An 18,583-nucleotide genomic window follows, 5' to 3' on the forward strand; every position below is an offset into this window, starting at 1 on the left:
AAAAAGACATCTAAATAAATGAAACAGTTAACAGATCAAATAGGAACCGTTCATTCTTTTGAAACAGCTCCCAAACGAATTATTTCTTTGGTTCCATCTCAAACAGAATTGCTTTATGATTTGGGGTTAGAAGATAAAATAATCGGAATCACAAAATTCTGTGTACATCCGTATCATTTAAAATCGACCAAGAAGATTGTCGGCGGTACTAAGAAAATTCATTTTGAAAAAATAAAACTGTTACAACCCGATATTATCATTTGTAATAAAGAAGAGAATACCGAAGAAATAGTAAACCAGCTGCAAGAAATTTGTCCAGTTTGGGTTACCAATATTGTTTCTATAGAAGATAATTTTCAGATGATTTCAGATTTTGGTCAATTATTCAATTGCAGAACCGAATCGCAAAAGTGGAACGACAAGTTAACTTTCGCCTTGAGCGATTTTAAAAAATACATTCAAGATATTGAAGTAAAAAAAGCTGCGTATTTCATTTGGAAAAATCCTTATATGGTTGCTGGAAATGATACATATATTAATGAATTGCTGCAACTAAATCATTTTAAGAACATTTATAGTGATAAAGGACGTTATCCTGAAATCGAATTAAAGAAAATGCGTTTAGAAGGCGATCCAGATGTGGTTTTTCTTTCCTCAGAACCTTATCCTTTTAAAGAAGAAGATGCTTTTGAAATAGGCAGGTTTACACATCATGCCAAAACGATCTTTGTCGACGGTGAAATGTTCTCCTGGCACGGCAGCCGATTATTAAAGGCATTCGCTTATTTTAAATTACTCCACGAAAGATTGAAAAATTAATTTTTTGTTTCAAGTTTAAGGTTGTTACTTGCTTAACCGCAAAGAGCGCAAAGTTTTTTACACAAAGCTTTGCGAACTTTGTGTTTTTACAAAGCCTCAAAAAAAAAACTTTGCGCTCTTTGCGGTTAAATTATATTCAAAGCAAAGCAAAGCAACGTGAAACTTGAAACAAAAAAAATGCCGACATCTCGAAGACGCCGGCATTGTTTAACTAACCAAAACCAAAATAATAAATAACCAGTTTATTACATTACAAAGATCCGATATATATCGATCTTATGCTGTTAAGATCTTGTTATTACTTTGTTGGATATAAGTTAATGTTCAAAAAAATGTATTTTTTTAACCGCAAAGGACACAAGGAATTATACAATCGCGATAGCTATCGGGAGGAAAGTTTTTTACAAAGCTTTGCGAACTTTGCGCTTTATACAAAGCCTAATATATAAAAAAACTTTGTGCTCTTTGCTGTAAAATTACGTTCAAAGTAAAGCAACCTGAAACCTTAAACTTGAAACAAAATAAACCATGTTAACACAAAAAAAGAATGCCGGCATCTCGAAGACGCCGGCATCATTTAACTAACCAAAACCAAAATAATAAATAACCAGTTTATTACACTACAAAGATCAGATATATATGGATGCTTTGCTGTTAAGGTTTTGTTATTACTTTGTTGGACATACGTTAAGATTTTTTAAGTATTGATTTTGAGCTTTCTGTAACGGTATATAGTTTTTTATTATTAAAATATAATAACAATCAATTTTGATTATCAATATGCTAAAGATAAGTTTGTATATTTGATAAAACATTAAATATCAGCAATATGGAATCAAACAAAAAATTAACAACTGCTACCGGAACTCCCGTTCCAGACAATCAAAACATTCAAACTGCGGGCCCTCGCGGACCTGTTTTGTTACAAGATTTTTGGTTTTTAGAAAAGATGGCGCATTTTGATCGCGAGGTTATTCCAGAACGACGAATGCATGCTAAAGGTTCTGGCGCTTACGGAACTTTTACAGTAACTCATGATATTACTAAATATACAAGAGCCGATTTGTTTTCGGAAATTGGTAAAAAAACAGAAATGTTTGCTCGTTTTTCTACAGTTGCAGGAGAAAGAGGCGCTGCAGATGCCGAAAGAGATATTCGAGGTTTTGCTTTGAAATTTTATACAAACGAAGGAAACTGGGATTTGGTAGGAAACAATACACCTGTTTTCTTTTTCCGTGATCCAATGAAATTTCCCGATTTAAATCATGCGGTAAAACGTGATCCAAAAACCAATTTGAGAAGTGCTGATAACAATTGGGATTTTTGGACTTTACTGCCAGAGGCTTTACATCAGGTTACAATAGTAATGAGTGATAGAGGTATTCCGAGATCGTACAGACAAATGCACGGATTTGGAAGTCATACTTTTAGTTTTATAAACAAACAAAATGAGAGACATTATGTGAAGTTCCATTTTGTAACACAGCAAGGAATTGATAACCTTTCTGATGAAGAAGCGGCTAAATTAGTAGGAGGAGACAGAGAAAGCCACCAAAGAGATTTGTTTGATGCTATTGAAGAAGGGAATTTTCCAAAATGGAAATTGTTTGTTCAAATTATGACCGAAGAACAAGCCGAAACGTATCGTTTTCACCCTTTTGATTTAACTAAAGTTTGGTTGAAAAAAGATTTTCCATTGATTCCAGTTGGAGAATTTGAATTGAATAAAAATCCAGAAAACTATTTTGCCGAAGTAGAGCAAGCTGCCTTTAATCCGGCGCATGTTGTTCCAGGAATTAGTTTCTCACCAGATAAAATGCTGCAAGCACGTTTGTTTTCTTACGGAGATGCACATAGATATCGTTTAGGAGTAAATAATTTCCAAATTCCTGTAAATTCATCTAGATGTCCTTATAATACATTCCACAGAGACGGAGCAATGCGTGTAGATGGAAATAACGGCTCGAAAAAACATTATGAACCAAATAGTTTTGGCGAATTGCAAGAACAGCCAGAATTTAAAGAACCGCCATTAAAACTTCACGGCGATGCGTGGGCACATAATTTTAGAGATGATGATAATGATTATTTCACACAGCCGGGATTATTGTTCAATTTGTTAACTCCAGAAAAGAAACAATTGTTGTTTAAAAATACTGCAGGACAAGTTGGCGGCGCTCAAAAGTTTATTCAGATTCGCCATATCAGAAACTGTTTCAAAGCTGATCCAGCATATGGAGAAGGAGTTGCAAACGCTTTAGGAATGACAATGGCTGAAGTAGATGCTTTTGATGATCCAAGATTGTCGATTGTGGTTCGTTAAAAAAAGGAAAAAAGGTTCAAAGAGGCAAAGGTTCAAAGGTTTGCCTCATAATTTTAAAATTAAACCCGACAGATTTTAAAACCTGTCGGGTTTGTTTTGTTATAAAGAAAAAAAACTTTGTCCCTTTGAACCTTTGCTACTTTGAGCCTTAAGAAAAAACAACTGTCTTATTACTATAAACCATTGTTTTTCTTTCTGCATGCAGTTTAATTGCTCTTGCAAGAACAATGCGTTCCAAATCACGGCCTTTCATGATAAAATCTTCAACTGAGTGAATATGAGAAACTCTGGCAATATCCTGCTCGATAATTGGTCCTTCGTCTAATTCTTCGGTGACGTAATGGCTTGTTGCACCAATAATTTTTACACCGCGTTTAAAGGCTGAATGATAGGGTTTTGCTCCCGGAAAAGCGGGCAAAAATGAATGGTGAATATTAATGATTCTATTCTCGTAAAGCGAAATCAAATTGGGTGTGATAATCTGCATATAGCGTGCTAAAACAATAAAATTGATCTGATATCTTTTTAAAAGTTCAATTTGTTTAGCTTCGCCTTCTTCTTTATTGTCTTTTGTAAAAGGCACGCAATGAAACGGAATGTCGAATCGCTCAGCAATTGATCTTAAATCATTATGATTGCTGATAATAAGGGGAATTTCGATGTTTAATTCGCCGGCGCTGTAACGTCCTAAAATATCAAATAAACAGTGATCGTATTTAGAAACGAACAATGCCATTTTAGGTTTTTGTTCCTGATTGTACAAATCCCATGACATATTAAAGTCGGCGGCGATAGATTGATCAAAATCAGTTTTAAAATCTTCAATTGTAGTTTTCGAATTGGTTAATTCGCATTCCAATCGCATAAAAAAGACATTTTGTTCTACATCAACATGCTGATCAATGTAAATGATATTTCCTTCAACTTTAGCAATAAAAGTTGTCACTGCAGCAATAATTCCTTTTTGGTCTTTGCAATGAATCAGAATGGTTATTTTTTGCATTTCGTTTTTTGGTTTAATCGGTTAATTGTTTAACTGTTTAATCGTTTGTTCGATTGCACGAATAAACGATTAAACAAAAAAAACTATTTTTTGTCCTGCATTGCAAAAACATTTTTCAATAAAGGTGTTGTTCTTGCGCTGATGTTAGTACGAATATCTTTTTCTTCAACAGCAATCATTTTAAAAACGCCAGATAAAGCCTGAGTTGTTGTGTAATCCGTTAAATCTGGATTTACTTTTTTTACAAGCGGGATTGTGTTGTATTTTTTTATAATGTTTTTCCACACCACATCGGCACCCACTTTTTCGAAAGAGCTTTTAATTACAGGATTAAATTTTCCGTATAAAGCTGTAGTGGTACTATTTTGCAAATAACTTGTTGCAGCACTTTCATTTCCTAATAAAATATTTTTCGCATCGGTAATCGACATATTTTTCACTGCCGAAACAAAGATTGGAGTTGCTTCTTTCACAGCATCTTCGGCAGCGCGATTCAGCATTTTAACACCTTCATCGGCAAGTGAACTAAGGCCAACTTTTCTTAAAGTGGCATTGACTTTTTGCAGTTCTTCGGGCATTAGAATTTTTACAGCTTCATTTTTATAAAAACCATCTACGGCGGTTAATTTACTTACTTGTTCTGTAATTCCTTTATTTAAAGCTTCTTTTAGTCCAGATGCAATATCAACGCCGCCAACTCCTGAAACTTTAGTAGATAGTTTTGATATTTTTTGAGCTAAGGTTTCTTTTACCTGAGCCTGAGAACTTAGAGAAAATAGGAGAGACAGAATTAAAATCTTTTTCATTATAGGGTTTTTATTTAAGTTTCAAAAATACTACTTATTCAAAAATAAAGCCACAATTTTATTTGAGGAGCTGTAACAATTTGTTTTATAATTAACATTAGGACAGCTTTCAATTTCTTAGACATAGAAATTTGATGAATAGGAGAGACGACAATACTGCAAAAAAAAAAAGATTCAACTAAAAAAGTTGAATCTTTTTAATAGGTATTTAAAAAAAATGAGCTTATTGCTTTACTTCAAATTTTCCGTCTTTCTCTGCATAAATTTCAGTTGCAGAAGATTCGTATTTTTTAAAAGACGAATCTGCTGTTTTTTCTACTAAAATAAAGGCGTTGTTGTATTTAATAAATTTCAATTCTAATCCTTTATCTGTAGTAATAGTTGTTTTGTCGTTAACTACAACAAAATCAGTTTCACCATTATCTTTATAAATCCAAACTTTTGATTCAGTTGGATCATTTGAAGATAGAATACTTCCCTCTGCACGATTTGCAAATCGATCCGTTTTTAGTTTTCCAGTTTGTGTTTTTCCGTTTTGAGATACAGTTCCGTTAATATAAATATAGTAAGCAGAGTCGAATGTTGGGTTTTCAACTTTTGCAGTAAAGTTATTTTGGTTTACTGTCATTAAACTTGTAATGTTTGCTTTGGCTTCATCTGGCCACATACTCATCATACCTGCACCTTGCTTTGCAGTTTCAAGGTATTCTGAAGCTTTGTTAAAATTTAAAAGAAACAATTGTGTCAGCGATAAGTTTAGGTAAATTACTTTATTGTAATCTTTTGGTTTTAATTTTTTGTATTCTTTACCCACATAACCCAAATAAAATTTTTCAAGTTCTGTTAGATAAGATTGATCTAAAGAATTGCTTGCAATTTTGTCTAAAAATTCATTTGTTTTAGTATTAAATTCGATAAGTTCAGGAAACTCATCTGCTTTTTCGAATACGCCGTAGTTTAATGTGAATTCTTTTTCGGTTGTAAAAATATTGTTATCAGCAAGATATTTATATCCAATGTTATTTAGGTCACTTGCTAAACTTTGATTTGGTTTTCCGTTTACGTAAGTTCCAGAATACATTTTGGCATTTGTGCCTTTTTCGTATATGATTTCATTGTTTTTTCCTAAAACCAAATATTTAAAATCTCCGTCTAAAAGATACGTACCATTATCAGCTCTTTTGTAAGTAGCTCCTTTGTATCCCATTAAAACGCGAACATCTGGGTTTGAGACATCTTTTTTAGAGTAATCTTCAATAGTGTTTTTAGTTACATTATGCTCATAAGTTTTTGTGGTCTTGTCAGCGTAATCTGCGTTCCAAGTATCGTCTCCTTGAACAATAATATTGTATGTTTTAATGTTTTTGAAAAAGTCAGATTTTGGAATCGTTATCTTAACTTTTTTCTTGTTGGTGTCTGCTTTTTGAGCATAAGATGCACTGCTTAATGCAGTTAGTAATAAGATTAGGGTAATTTTTTTCATAAAAATATTTTTTTCAAATATATGAATATGACTATTAAATATAGTACCTGATCAAATGTTTTTAATTGAAAAAAAACATTTGCTTAACAACGTGATTTTTTTTGAAAACTAGATTTCTATTTTGTTGATATTTAATTTTTTAGTTGAATTCTACGCCCTGTAAATTTGTCCTGTAAATGGGATTATTTTGATTAAGATCGTTTAATACATCTTGTGTGTAATCTTTTCCGCCTTTTATTAAATAAAAAAGTGACTTGATACTATAAATGGGCTGAAAAAGAGATTCGTTCCAGCAAGATTTTAAATTTAAAAAGAAATGTTTTAAAGACATTAATTTTTGAATGAAACAAAAAAAATCACCTTATAAAATTTATAAGATGATTTAATTCTTTTTGTTTGAGATAAACAAATTGCAAAAAAGGATTTTTTTCAAGCAGAGTAGGGCTGCATGATTACCCTGATAGCTTTTGGTTTATTGCAACAAATTTATAACTAAGATTTTTTGGGATAAAAAAGGCAGTTTAAACGTATTGTAAACAGTATAAATTTGGGTTATGGACAGGATTAATTTTTTGTAAATCTGCCAAAACTGTTTGAGTGTAATTTTGACCGCCAATGGCTAAATAAAATAAGGATTTAGAAAGATAAAGAGGTCTAAAAGGTAAGATGTGCCAACAATTTGCGATATTCTTAAAAAAGTGTTTTACAGCATATTTAAATGTTTTTTCTTCAGGACGAACAAAATAAATAGTTGAACTTTTAAATTTAGTCATCATATTAGGAAACATTACAAATTTTGCGCCTTGTTGAATTAATAAGTTAATTTCAAAAAGTGTTAATCCTTCAATATTTTCTGTTTTCATGATTTATTGTTTTTGCAATTAATATTAGTGGTATATTACGCTGCAAAGTTCTGACAGAAAACTCAATATTTAGGTCTCTAAAAGTTTTAAAATAAACAAGTTAAGGTTTTTTTGCATATAAAAATCGGAAACTCAACTAAATGAATTTCCGATTGATTTTTAATTTTACATTAAATTTAGTTTACTGCAACAGCTGATTTTTCAGGAGTTAAAGCAGCATCTTTTTCGTAGACATCTTGAAAAAAACCAACCTCTCCGTTTTCATTTACAAGCGAAGTAAAATAGCAGATATAAATAGGTACTTTTTTAGAAAGTTTGAAACTGTTTTCTGCTTTTCCTGCCATTGCATTGTCTATTTTTTCTTTAGTCCATTCTGGATAATCTTTTAGCATGGCGACTGCTAATTCTTTGGCTAATTTTACATTAATGCATCCATGACTGAAAGTTCTTTTTTCAAAATCGAATAAAGTTTTAGACGGCGTGTCGTGCATATAAATATCGTCTGGATTTGGGAACATGAATTTAACCAAACCTAAAGAGTTTTCTGGTCCTGGTTTTTGTCGTATCTGACCGTTTACCATTTCCATGTTATGTTCTGCAAGATAATTTTTATTGGCAGCTATTTTTAATTTTAACTCATTTTCAACTATACTTTGCGGCACTGTCCAATAAGGACTAAAAACAATTCTTTCGATTTGTCCGTTAAAAATGGTAGTTTTAGTCAAAGGCGATCCTACAAATACACTTGAGGTTAGTTCAATTTTTCCGTTTTTAACATAAATCAATTCATAAGACGGAACATTTACCATAATATATTCGTCATTGTTTACCAACTCAGCCGAAATAGAACGAACTCTTTCCATATTAAGTACTAAAGTTTTTACTTTATCCGAAAGCGGAATATTCATTTCTTTAATATGTTCTTCTGCCAGAATGTAATTTGGTTTAAAACCGTTACGAACTTTATATTTCATAACAGCATCCATTAGTTCACGATCGTAAACATCACTTTTAGAATCCTGTTTTAAATCGCCCAATAAATACAAACGTGTTCTAACTTGAGCAATAGTGCTTGAAACTGCATCTGGACGCAAATCTTTGTATGGAGTTTCTGTTGTAATAGGTTTCCATTTATTAGATTTTTCTATTTTTTTATATTGTTTTAAAACGCCTTGCAGTTTATAGTATTGGTCATAAAGATTTTTATCATCATCAGTTTTTACTGTTGCTTTTTCGATTGTACTGTAGTTTAGAAAATCTTTCAGCATGGCATCATAAGACAATTTTTTATTTGAATCTGAATTGCTTTTTTGTGCATATACAATGTATAAAGAGCTTAAAAGCATATCAGCATCAATTATAGAGAGATTGGTTTCTGATGAAGAATCAAAAAGCTGGTCTATTTCTTTTTGGTAAGGAATAACCAAATCGTTTGTTTTTTTTGCTTTGTCATATAAGATGGTGCCAAATTGATTGATCTCATTTTCATCGTACCAAATAGTTCCAAGAGATCGGTTTTTGTATAAGGACATGACATCAGATTTATACTTTTTTAAATCAGTATATTTCTTGAAGAATTCGTTTGAAACATTGTCTTTTACATTATCATTATCTGAATTATTGTAAAAAGCCAAGACGTTAGATTTATAATTCTTAGATTCAACATTCTCGTACTTATTAAAAGATACGATAATAAAACTAAGCGCAATAATTATACTTAGGTGATATGTAGTTTTCATTTTTTTAAATTTTTACGTTATTACTTAGATTTTAAGTTTGGTAAAAATTTGGGGCTTTTTCTACTTTACTAAATTACTTTAAGATCTTGAAAATGAGTTACTTTATTAAATATGGATTTATCAAAATTGCCATGTTGTAGGTTTATATACTATAGATCAATAAGTGATTTAAAATGTTACCCCAGTAGTTTAGGAATAGTGAATATTTTTTTGTTAACATAAAGCTATTAAAGTAACCAAATATTAAAATATTTTGTAAATTGCTCCCTTAAAATTATCATATTCATAAAATGGAACAACAAATACCATATATTCCTAAAAATAAAGTAAGAATTGTCACAGCTGCTTCTCTTTTTGACGGTCATGATGCAGCGATCAATATCATGCGTCGTATTATTCAGTCAACGGGAGTTGAAGTAATTCATTTAGGACACGACCGCAGTGTCGAAGAAGTGGTTAATACAGCAATTCAGGAAGATGCAAATGCAATTGCAATGACTTCTTACCAAGGAGGTCATAATGAGTATTTTAAATATATGTATGATTTGCTTCACGAAAAAGGAGCAGGGCATATCAAGATTTTTGGCGGCGGAGGCGGAGTAATTCTGCCAAGCGAAATCTCAGAATTGCATGAATATGGTATTACTAGAATTTATGCACCAGATGATGGACGTTCGTTAGGACTTCAAGGAATGATTAATGATTTGGTTCAGCAGGCTGATTTTCCTATTGGAGATAAGTTAAATGGAGAAATCGATCATATCGAAAATAAAGTTCCAACAGCAATTGCACGTTTAATTTCGGCTGCAGAAAATTTTCCTGAAATTGCAAAACCTGTTTTTGATAAAATTCACGAAAGCAATGTCAATTCTAAAATTCCTGTTTTAGGAATTACAGGAACGGGCGGAGCAGGAAAATCGTCTTTAGTAGATGAATTAGTTCGCCGATTTTTAATTGATTTTCCAGAAAAAACAATCGGATTAATTTCTGTCGATCCATCAAAAAGAAAAACGGGGGGAGCGCTTTTAGGAGACAGAATCCGAATGAATGCCATCAACAATCCTCGTGTATATATGCGTTCGCTGGCAACCCGTCAATCTAATTTGGCATTGTCGAAATATGTAGCCGAAGCGATTCAGGTTTTGAAAGCAGCAAAATACGATTTGATTATTTTGGAAACTTCTGGAATTGGTCAGTCTGATACCGAAATTATGGATCACTCTGATGTTTCTTTATATGTAATGACTCCAGAATTTGGAGCTGCAACGCAATTGGAAAAAATCGACATGCTTGATTTTGCCGATTTAGTAGCTTTAAACAAATTTGATAAACGCGGCGCACTTGATGCTTTGCGCGATGTAAAAAAACAATATCAAAGAAACCATAATCTTTGGGATAAAAATCCTGATGAAATGCCTGTTTTCGGAACGATTGCTTCGCAGTTTAATGATCCTGGAATGAATACGCTTTACAAAGCGATTATGGATAAAGTGGTTGAAAAAACGGCTTCAGATTTGAAATCGACTTTTACCATCACTAAAGAAATGAGTGAGAAAATCTTCGTGATTCCGCCACACAGAACGCGTTATTTGTCTGAAATTGCAGAGAATAACAGAAGTTATGATGAAACAGCGCTTTCACAACAAAAAGTAGCGCAGAAATTATACGGAATCTTTAAAACCATAGAATCGGTTTCAGGAAAAGTTCCTCAAATCAATAAAGCTGGAATTGACGATTCTACAGTTTTGCCAAGCGGAATTCAAGAGCACGACGAAAACAGAATCTTTTTAAATCTTTTACTGAATCAATTCGATAAAGTAAAAATGGATTTAGATCCGTACAATTGGGAGATTATTCTGAATTGGGATGAAAAAGTAGCGAAATATAAAAATCCAGTTTACTCGTTTAAAGTTCGTGATAAAGAAATCAAAATCGCAACACATTCTGAAAGTTTATCGCATTTACAAATTCCGAAAATTGCTTTGCCTAAATATGAAGGCTGGGGCGATATCCTGCGTTGGAATTTACAGGAAAATGTTCCTGGAGAATTTCCGTTTGCATCGGGATTGTATCCGTTTAAGCGTGAAGGCGAAGATCCGTCAAGAATGTTTGCGGGCGAGGGCGGACCAGAAAGAACCAATAAACGTTTTCATTATGTAAGTGCAGGATTGCCTGCAAAAAGACTTTCGACTGCTTTTGACAGTGTTACTTTATACGGAAATGATCCAGATTTACGTCCAGATATTTACGGAAAAATCGGGAATGCGGGAGTTTCGATATGTTGCTTAGACGATGCTAAAAAGTTGTATTCAGGTTTCGACTTGGTGCATGCTTTAACATCTGTAAGTATGACGATCAACGGGCCTGCGCCAATGTTGTTAGGCTTTTTTATGAATGCGGCAATCGATCAGCAATGCGAATTGTACATTAAAGCCAACGAATTAGAAAAAGAAGTCGAGGCAAAAATCAACAAAATATATGCTGCTAAAGGTATTGAAAGACCAAAATACCAAGGCGATTTACCAGAAGGAAATAATGGTTTAGGACTAATGCTTTTGGGCGTTACAGGAGATCAGGTTTTACCTTTGGAAGTGTATAACGAAATAAAAGTAAAAACGTTATCACAAGTTCGTGGAACGGTTCAGGCCGATATTTTAAAAGAAGATCAGGCGCAGAATACTTGTATTTTCTCAACTGAATTTGCTTTGCGTTTAATGGGTGATGTTCAGGAATATTTTATTACTAAAAACGTTCGTAATTTCTATTCCGTTTCAATTTCAGGATATCATATTGCCGAGGCGGGAGCAAACCCAATTACGCAATTGGCATTCACACTTTCAAATGGTTTCACTTACGTGGAATATTATTTGAGCCGCGGAATGAACATCAACGATTTTGGACCAAATTTATCGTTCTTCTTCTCAAACGGAGTTGATCCAGAATATTCGGTAATTGGTCGTGTGGCGCGTAAAATTTGGGCAAAAGCCATGAAAAACAAATACGGAGCCAATGAAAGAGCACAAATGCTGAAATATCATATTCAAACTTCTGGACGTTCGTTACACGCGCAGGAAATTGATTTCAACGATATTAGAACAACTTTACAGGCTTTATACGCAATTTATGACAACTGTAATTCATTGCACACCAATGCTTACGATGAAGCGATAACAACGCCAACAGAAGAATCGGTACGTCGTGCAATGGCAATTCAGTTGATTATTAATAAAGAATTAGGTTTAGCCAAAAACGAAAACCCAATTCAAGGTTCATTCATCATCGAAGAATTGACCGATTTAGTTGAAGCTGCGGTTCTTCAAGAATTCGACAGAATCACAGAACGCGGCGGAGTTCTAGGTGCAATGGAAACCATGTACCAAAGATCTAAAATTCAGGAAGAAAGTTTGTATTATGAAACTTTAAAACACAATGGCGATTTCCCAATTGTGGGTGTAAACACATTCTTAAGTTCAAAAGGTTCTCCAACGGTAATTCCGGCAGAAGTTATTCGTGCTACCGAAGAAGAAAAGCAATATCAAATCACGATGCTGGATAATTTACACCAGTTTCACGAAGCAAAAGTAAACGAGCATTTAAGTAAACTGCAGGAAGCGGCTATTAAAAACGAAAACTTATTCGATCATTTAATGGAAGCTACAAAGGTTTGTTCTTTAGGGCAGATTACTTCGGCGTTGTTTGAAGTAGGTGGGCAGTATAGAAGGAATATGTAATTTTTTGTTTTATAGATTTAAAAAGAAACCTCTCATATGAATGGGAGGTTTTTTTTGTTTTATGAAAATAAAATTCTATAAAGTTTGTCATTTCGACCAAAGGGAGAAATCACACTAGAAGCTCGACAAAGTAAGTCACCAATCTTTGCGTAATTACGTGTTTGATTTCTCCTTACGTCGAAATGACAAATATTGTGGTTAAATGTTGTGGTCAGTATTGCTAAAAAGAAGGTATTGAAGTAAATACATCAGATGCAGAGCAAAACAAAATAAAAAAAAGTAACCTAATATGTGTTAAAATTTACTAATGAAATAAACAATTAGTTAACTTTATTCTGGCTGAAGATAGTATGCTATAAGATTATAATTTGAATTTTAAGGTTTTTAAATTAAATACAGTATTAACTATAAACTAAAGCAAATGAATTTAAAAGACAAATTAAAAAAGTGTTGTAAATTGACCACCATTGGCGCTGTATTGGTAACAGGGATAATTGCTTCGCCGACTGCCATGGCTCAGGAGAAGAATAAACCAAACATTTTGGTTATTTTTGGAGACGATATTGGTATCTCTAATATCAGTGCCTACGGAAAAGGTGTAGTGGGTTACCAAACCCCTAACATCGACCGTTTGGCCAAAGAAGGAGCTATGTTTACTGATTATTATGCAGAAAATAGTTGTACAGCAGGACGCTCAACGTTTATCACTGGACAAAGCTGCTACCGTACAGGTTTGTCAAAAGTAGGACTTCCCGGAATTGATATTGGTTTACAAGCACGTGACATCACTATTGCGCAAGCCCTTAAACCATTAGGTTATGCAACAGCTCAATTTGGTAAAAATCACTTAGGCGATTTGAACAAATATCTACCAACTGTACACGGGTTTGACGAGTTTTACGGAAATCTTTATCATTTAAATGCTGAGGAAGAGCCCGAAAGAGCAAACTGGCCCAAAGACCCTCAATTCTTAAAATCAGCCACCCCTCGCGGTATTATGAACTGTAAGGCATCTGACAAAGATGATCATACGGTTGATCCGCGTTTTGGTAGGGTAGGCAAACAAACCATCGAAGATATGGGGCCATTGACCAAAAAGAGAATGGAAACTATTGATGATGAAACTTTTGATAAAGCAATCGATTTTATAAAAAGACAAAATAAAGACGGAAAACCATTTTTTGTATGGATGAATGCTACTCGTATGCATGTATTTACACACGTGCGTGAATCAATGCGCGGACAAAGCGGTATGCCTGACAACGAGTATGCTGACGGTATGTTGGAGCATGACGGCGACATAGGCAAAATTTTAAAAGTATTGGATGAACTAGGTATTGCCAACAACACTATAGTGGTGTATGCTACGGATAATGGGCCAAATATGTTTAGCTGGCCTGATGCCTCTATCACTCCATTTCGCAGCGAAAAAGACTCAAACTGGGAAGGAGCATTCCGCACACCAGCTTTCATTCGCTGGCCTGGACATATCCCGAGTGGACAAGTCTTGAACGGTATTGTTTCTGGTCTTGACTGGTTTCCAACATTGCTTGCAGCAGCAGGTAATGCAAATATAACAGACGAGTTGTTAAAAGGCGGCTATCAATCGCAAGGTAATACTTTCAAAGTGCATTTGGATGGTTTCAACCAATTGTCTTATTTGACAAGTGCAGCTCAAGATAAGAAATCAGCAAGAAATGAATTCTTTTATTTTGACGATGATGCAGATCTTGTAGGTATTAGATTTGACGACTGGAAAGTGGTGTTTGAAGAACAAAGAGCTAAAGGTAACTTAGACATTTGGCAAGATCCATTGGTTAAACTTCGTCTTCCTAAATTGTTCAACTTGCGTCAAGACCCTTATGAAAGATCGGACGATACAGACCAATACAATGACTGGAGATTAAAAAATGACTTTATCCTAGCACAAGGAATTCAAAAATCAGCCGTATTCTTACAAACATTCATTGCTTATCCGCCAAGCCAAGAACCTGCAAGTTTCACTATTGACGGAATAACAAAATCTGTAAAAGAAAAAATCAAAGCAAACCAGCAGGAATCTGGAGCTGTCAAAAAGAAAAAATAATTTTTTTGTTAATTGGTAAGTAATAAATTAGTAAAAGTTCAATAAAAAAGAGGGAGGTTAGTCTAGTATTCCCACGCTAGCGGGAGCGTCTCGCTCGTGAATACTAAATAATGCACGAGAGAGAAGGCTCGCGCGAGCATCGCACAATAAAATGACAATATTGAGGTATTACTGGTGCGGGATAAAACAAAAAACCTCTCAGAAATGAGAGGTTTTATTTATATCAGTTTCTTTTAAACCTTTTTTCTAGTAGTAACTTTGGGTTTACGATTTAGTTTTTCGATAACAGCATCGGCTTTTTCATTTTGACAAATAAATCGCAAAGATTCTGCGTAGCGATAATAATAAACAGGTTCTAAATCTGATGTTATAGCGAAAAGTTCACCGTACCACGCGGCAGCTTTCTCTAGTTTGTAGTTAGAGTAAGAGGAATTTCCTAGTTTTTGAAACAAGTCGACAGATTTGTAGCCTTTTGCAGCAATACGTTCGTAAGTTTTAATCACATCAACATAAGCATACTTGTCGCTTATCTTGTCTGTTATGAAAGGCTTTTCATTTTGAGCAGAAACACGAAGTGAAAAAACAGTCAACAACACTAAAACAGCTAGTTTTTCTTTCATGAATATTGGTTTAAATGAATGGTTTGGTTATTATTTTTTATTTTTGCAAATATATCTAAATCAAGTATATAACGTGTATTTGGACGATGTTTTTTTAGTTTTATCGATTTTTTAGGGCTGTTAGAAATGAATTAACGTATTAAATAGAAAATTTCTTATAATGAAAAACGATTTATCAGAATAAATATTTCATTTATACAAAGGATAAATTATAACTTTAGAGTTATAAAGTTAAGAATATTATGACAGTTTGGCAATATTTAGATAAAATAATTAATTTTCGTGTTGATGAAAGCAAGGAAAAAGATCTTCTGAAAGTTGACTTAGAAAGGCTTGTTTTAAAAATTTCATTAGATGAAAATGAAATTTATTTTACGCTTAATAGTCTTTTTCAGGAAACATCAGAATTAAATTCAGAATTGCTAAAGAGTATTACAAATCGATACGGTTTATTGTTTCTTGACAAAAAAGAAACGGGAAATGTGTGTTTTGCAAACAACGAAGAACTGCGCTTAGAGTATAAACAAAGTTTTACCGCAATTGATTTATTAGATTTATGTTATGCTGTTTTGCATTCGTCACTTTATAATAAGGATTTAGAGAATAATATTCAGAAAATCCCTCTTCCTTTGGATTCTAATGTGTTTTGGAAATTGATTCAAATTGGGCGTAATTTTAGAAATCAAGAAAGGGAATAAATAAAAAAAGCATCAGCTGAGGCTGATGCTTTCTAATTTTTAGGGCAAAAAATTAGCGGCGAAAAGATGGACTTTCATTTACTGATTCGTCTAACTTTACGGTTTTTACTTTTTTAGAAGCAACTTTAATTTCATGTTTTGCAACCTTATCATTTGCTTTTACTTCAAGAACATAAGTTCCGGCTGGAAAACCTTCAAGACTTATTGTTTTTGAAACCTCTAATTTGTTTGCTGCAGATTCTCCAGCATAAAGTAAATTGTGATTTTCATCGTAGATAGAAAATGATGATTTTTGAACAGTATCTAAAGTAAAGCTTACTACTTTTCCTTCTCCGGTTTTAATGTTCAAAATATAATCTCCTTTTCCATCAATGGCATAAGAAAATACAGTTGCTAAAAAAAAGGCCGCAACTAACCCTGTTTTGGTAAATCTTGTCATGTTTTTTTTAATGTTTATTACTAATGTGGAACGCGCAAAACTACAAATACAAATTTAATTTTATGCAAAAAAAGCGCTTTTTTGATGAGCTAAAATGCTGAATTAAAACTATTTCTATGTTTTGGTTACACTATATACGTAATTACTGGTGTTTCGGATGTTTTTTTACATCATTTTTTTAATGACGTATAAACCAGTGTGATACATTTATTAAGAATAGTTTTTCAAAAAAATAATAAACAATGAAATCTGCTTGAGTTTAAAGCAAAAAAAACAGCTCAATAACCACAAAGAGCTGTTTTTAAAACTTACGTTTTTTAACTTTACTAACTATCTAACCTTGATTTATACTTTATGAGAAGTATAACTTTTTAGCGTACCGCTACGCTTGTATTTTTTGCAGAAAAACCTGCTTTGTAAACTGATGAAACCGCTTTTTTTGATAATACAGTTGCATCATCTGTAATGGTGATTTGATGCGTTACTTTTTTTACATTATCCTCAACTTCTAAGAAGTAAGTTCCTTCTGGAAATTCTTCAAGATTAAAAGTTCTTAAAATTCCATCTTTACCCGAAGCATTTTCAGAATAAATTAGAGATCCGTCTTTGTCATAAATTGCCAGATTTGCTTTTTGCACTTTATTAAGGGCAAATGTTATAAGCTTTCCGTTAGCTTTTATTACATGAAGATTAAAATCTTCATTTCCATCGATTGCATACGTACTCATTCCAGTAAAAAGTACTGCACATACTAAACTCAATTTTAAAATCTTTTTCATAATACTTAGTTTTAAATTATTAGTTTAATTCTCTGAAGTAAAATTACTACAGAGGTGCGTGTATTTTAACAACTCTATTTTCCAATTTCGATGCTGTATTCTCATTTACGAAACCGTTATAGGTTAAAATGTGAATAATATTTACTGTTTTTGTTAATTTGGTTGTTATTTTTCAACGATTTTCTTGATTTTGAATTTACATTGAATTAAGAATTTATTTACATGTATTATGTGGATTTAACCGCATAGCACGCAATGATTTTTAATATGCTGAATTTAGAAAAACGCAAAGTTCGCAAAGTTTTGTCTAAAAAACTTTGCGAACTTTGCGGTTAAAATTTCATTTCAATAAAGAGCAAAAAAAACAGCTCAATAACCACAAAGAGCTGTTTTAAAACAATCACGTTTTTAACTTTACTAACTATCTAACCTTATACTTTAAACAAAGTATAAATTTTTACAGCGCATTGCGGCGCTTATTTTTTGTTTAATAAGCAGTCAAAAGTGCTTTTGAAGATAAAAGCGAACTTTCGTCTGTTATTGTAATTTCATGTCTTGCTTTTTTAACGCTGTCTTCAATTTCTAAGAAATAAGTACCGGCAGGAAATTCTTCTAAGCTAAAAGTTCTTAGAATTCCTTCTTTACCAGAAGCATTTTCAGAATAAATTAAGCTTCCGTTTTTGTCGTATATACTAAGGCTCGCTTTTTGAGTTTGATTTAAAGCAAAAGTGATTACTTTTCCATTCGCTTTTAATACGTGCAGATTGAAAGCGTTACCTCCGTCAATTGCATATGAACTTATTCCTGATAAAAGTATTGCACATACTAAACTCAATTTTAAAATCTTTTTCATATTATTTAGTTTTAATTATTTATCTCAAATTTCTGAATGTAAAATTAAGCTCTTGATTGCTGTTTTCTATTTACTCTATTTTCCAATATATGTGCTATATTCTCATTTACGAAACCGTTATAGGTTAAATTTTGCGTTATTTGTTGCGTTTTGGTTAATTCACTTGTTATTATTTAATGTTTTGTTTAAAGACAAGATAACATTGATTTGCTGTAATTTCTTATAAAAATGACCTTCATAAAACTCTTTGCGGACTTTGCGGTTAAATCTTAGCAGTTAAAATTTTAGTTCAATAAAGGACAAAAAAAAACAGCTCAATAACCACAAAGAGCTGTTTCTAA

At 32.8% G+C, this 18,583-nt stretch carries 14 protein-coding genes; 5 read left to right on the forward strand and 9 right to left on the reverse strand.

From position 1 onward, the window contains the following. Window positions 1–18: 18 nt before the first annotated feature. Together ACHRVL_RS07180 and ACHRVL_RS07185 are read left to right on the forward strand one after the other, a co-directional pair. Window positions 19–819: an ABC transporter substrate-binding protein gene (locus ACHRVL_RS07180; protein ID WP_395411484.1), complete on the forward strand. Its 801-nt coding sequence runs from the start codon at window positions 19–21 to the stop codon at window positions 817–819. Between the two features lie 829 nt (window positions 820–1,648). Then, the gene (locus ACHRVL_RS07185) at window positions 1,649–3,142 is read left to right on the forward strand and encodes a catalase (protein ID WP_129053590.1); all 1,494 of its coding nucleotides are present in this window, start codon (window positions 1,649–1,651) and stop codon (window positions 3,140–3,142) included. 148 nt (window positions 3,143–3,290) lie between these two features. Here the strand turns inward: ACHRVL_RS07185 and purU are convergent, their stop codons facing one another. The 5 genes from purU to ACHRVL_RS07210 all read right to left on the reverse strand — a co-directional run bounded on the left by purU (window position 3,291) and on the right by ACHRVL_RS07210 (window position 9,036). Continuing rightward, entirely contained in the window at window positions 3,291–4,145 is an 855-nt protein-coding gene (gene purU / locus ACHRVL_RS07190; RefSeq protein WP_395411486.1) for a formyltetrahydrofolate deformylase, read from the reverse strand. Window positions 4,146–4,228: 83 nt separating this feature from the next. Continuing rightward, the gene (locus ACHRVL_RS07195; protein WP_395411489.1) at window positions 4,229–4,951 is read right to left on the reverse strand and encodes a DUF4197 domain-containing protein; all 723 of its coding nucleotides are present in this window, start codon (window positions 4,949–4,951) and stop codon (window positions 4,229–4,231) included. A gap of 223 nt (window positions 4,952–5,174) precedes the next feature. Further along, window positions 5,175–6,434, reverse strand: a complete 1,260-nt coding sequence (locus tag ACHRVL_RS07200; protein WP_395411492.1) for a hypothetical protein — start codon at window positions 6,432–6,434, stop codon at window positions 5,175–5,177. 521 nt (window positions 6,435–6,955) lie between these two features. After that, the gene (locus ACHRVL_RS07205; RefSeq protein WP_395411494.1) at window positions 6,956–7,297 is read right to left on the reverse strand and encodes a hypothetical protein; all 342 of its coding nucleotides are present in this window, start codon (window positions 7,295–7,297) and stop codon (window positions 6,956–6,958) included. Between the two features lie 176 nt (window positions 7,298–7,473). After that, window positions 7,474–9,036, reverse strand: a complete 1,563-nt coding sequence (locus tag ACHRVL_RS07210; RefSeq protein WP_395411496.1) for a L,D-transpeptidase family protein — start codon at window positions 9,034–9,036, stop codon at window positions 7,474–7,476. A gap of 290 nt (window positions 9,037–9,326) precedes the next feature. Between ACHRVL_RS07210 and ACHRVL_RS07215 the strand changes: the two genes are divergently transcribed. Together ACHRVL_RS07215 and ACHRVL_RS07220 are read left to right on the forward strand one after the other, a co-directional pair. Beyond that, window positions 9,327–12,767 carry a methylmalonyl-CoA mutase family protein gene (locus ACHRVL_RS07215; protein ID WP_395411498.1) on the forward strand — a complete coding sequence of 1,147 codons (3,441 nt, stop codon included), beginning with the start codon at window positions 9,327–9,329 and terminating at the stop codon, window positions 12,765–12,767. Between the two features lie 457 nt (window positions 12,768–13,224). After that, complete coding sequence (locus ACHRVL_RS07220; protein ID WP_395411499.1) at window positions 13,225–14,853, forward strand: arylsulfatase; 1,629 nt, start codon at window positions 13,225–13,227, stop codon at window positions 14,851–14,853. Window positions 14,854–15,086: 233 nt separating this feature from the next. Here ACHRVL_RS07220 and ACHRVL_RS07225 read toward each other — a convergent pair whose 3' ends face one another. Then, complete coding sequence (locus ACHRVL_RS07225) at window positions 15,087–15,473, reverse strand: flagellar motor protein MotB (RefSeq protein ID WP_129024145.1); 387 nt, start codon at window positions 15,471–15,473, stop codon at window positions 15,087–15,089. 242 nt (window positions 15,474–15,715) lie between these two features. Here ACHRVL_RS07225 and ACHRVL_RS07230 point away from each other — a divergent pair, with 242 nt between their 5' ends. Further along, window positions 15,716–16,171, forward strand: a complete 456-nt coding sequence (locus ACHRVL_RS07230; RefSeq protein ID WP_395411500.1) for a type ISP restriction/modification enzyme — start codon at window positions 15,716–15,718, stop codon at window positions 16,169–16,171. Window positions 16,172–16,223: 52 nt separating this feature from the next. Here the strand turns inward: ACHRVL_RS07230 and ACHRVL_RS07235 are convergent, their stop codons facing one another. The 3 genes from ACHRVL_RS07235 to ACHRVL_RS07245 form a co-directional block, all read right to left on the reverse strand. Next, window positions 16,224–16,610 (reverse strand): secretion protein, encoded by a 387-nt coding sequence (locus ACHRVL_RS07235; protein ID WP_089055180.1) that lies wholly within the window; start codon window positions 16,608–16,610, stop codon window positions 16,224–16,226. A gap of 371 nt (window positions 16,611–16,981) precedes the next feature. Then, window positions 16,982–17,389, reverse strand: a complete 408-nt coding sequence (locus tag ACHRVL_RS07240; RefSeq protein ID WP_089055179.1) for a T9SS type A sorting domain-containing protein — start codon at window positions 17,387–17,389, stop codon at window positions 16,982–16,984. Between the two features lie 487 nt (window positions 17,390–17,876). Beyond that, window positions 17,877–18,242, reverse strand: a complete 366-nt coding sequence (locus ACHRVL_RS07245) for a T9SS type A sorting domain-containing protein (protein WP_395411502.1) — start codon at window positions 18,240–18,242, stop codon at window positions 17,877–17,879. Window positions 18,243–18,583 lie beyond the last annotated feature (341 nt).

Origin of the sequence: Flavobacterium sp. FlaQc-28 (assembly GCF_044007415.1) — a bacterium.
GTDB lineage: Bacteria > Bacteroidota > Bacteroidia > Flavobacteriales > Flavobacteriaceae > Flavobacterium.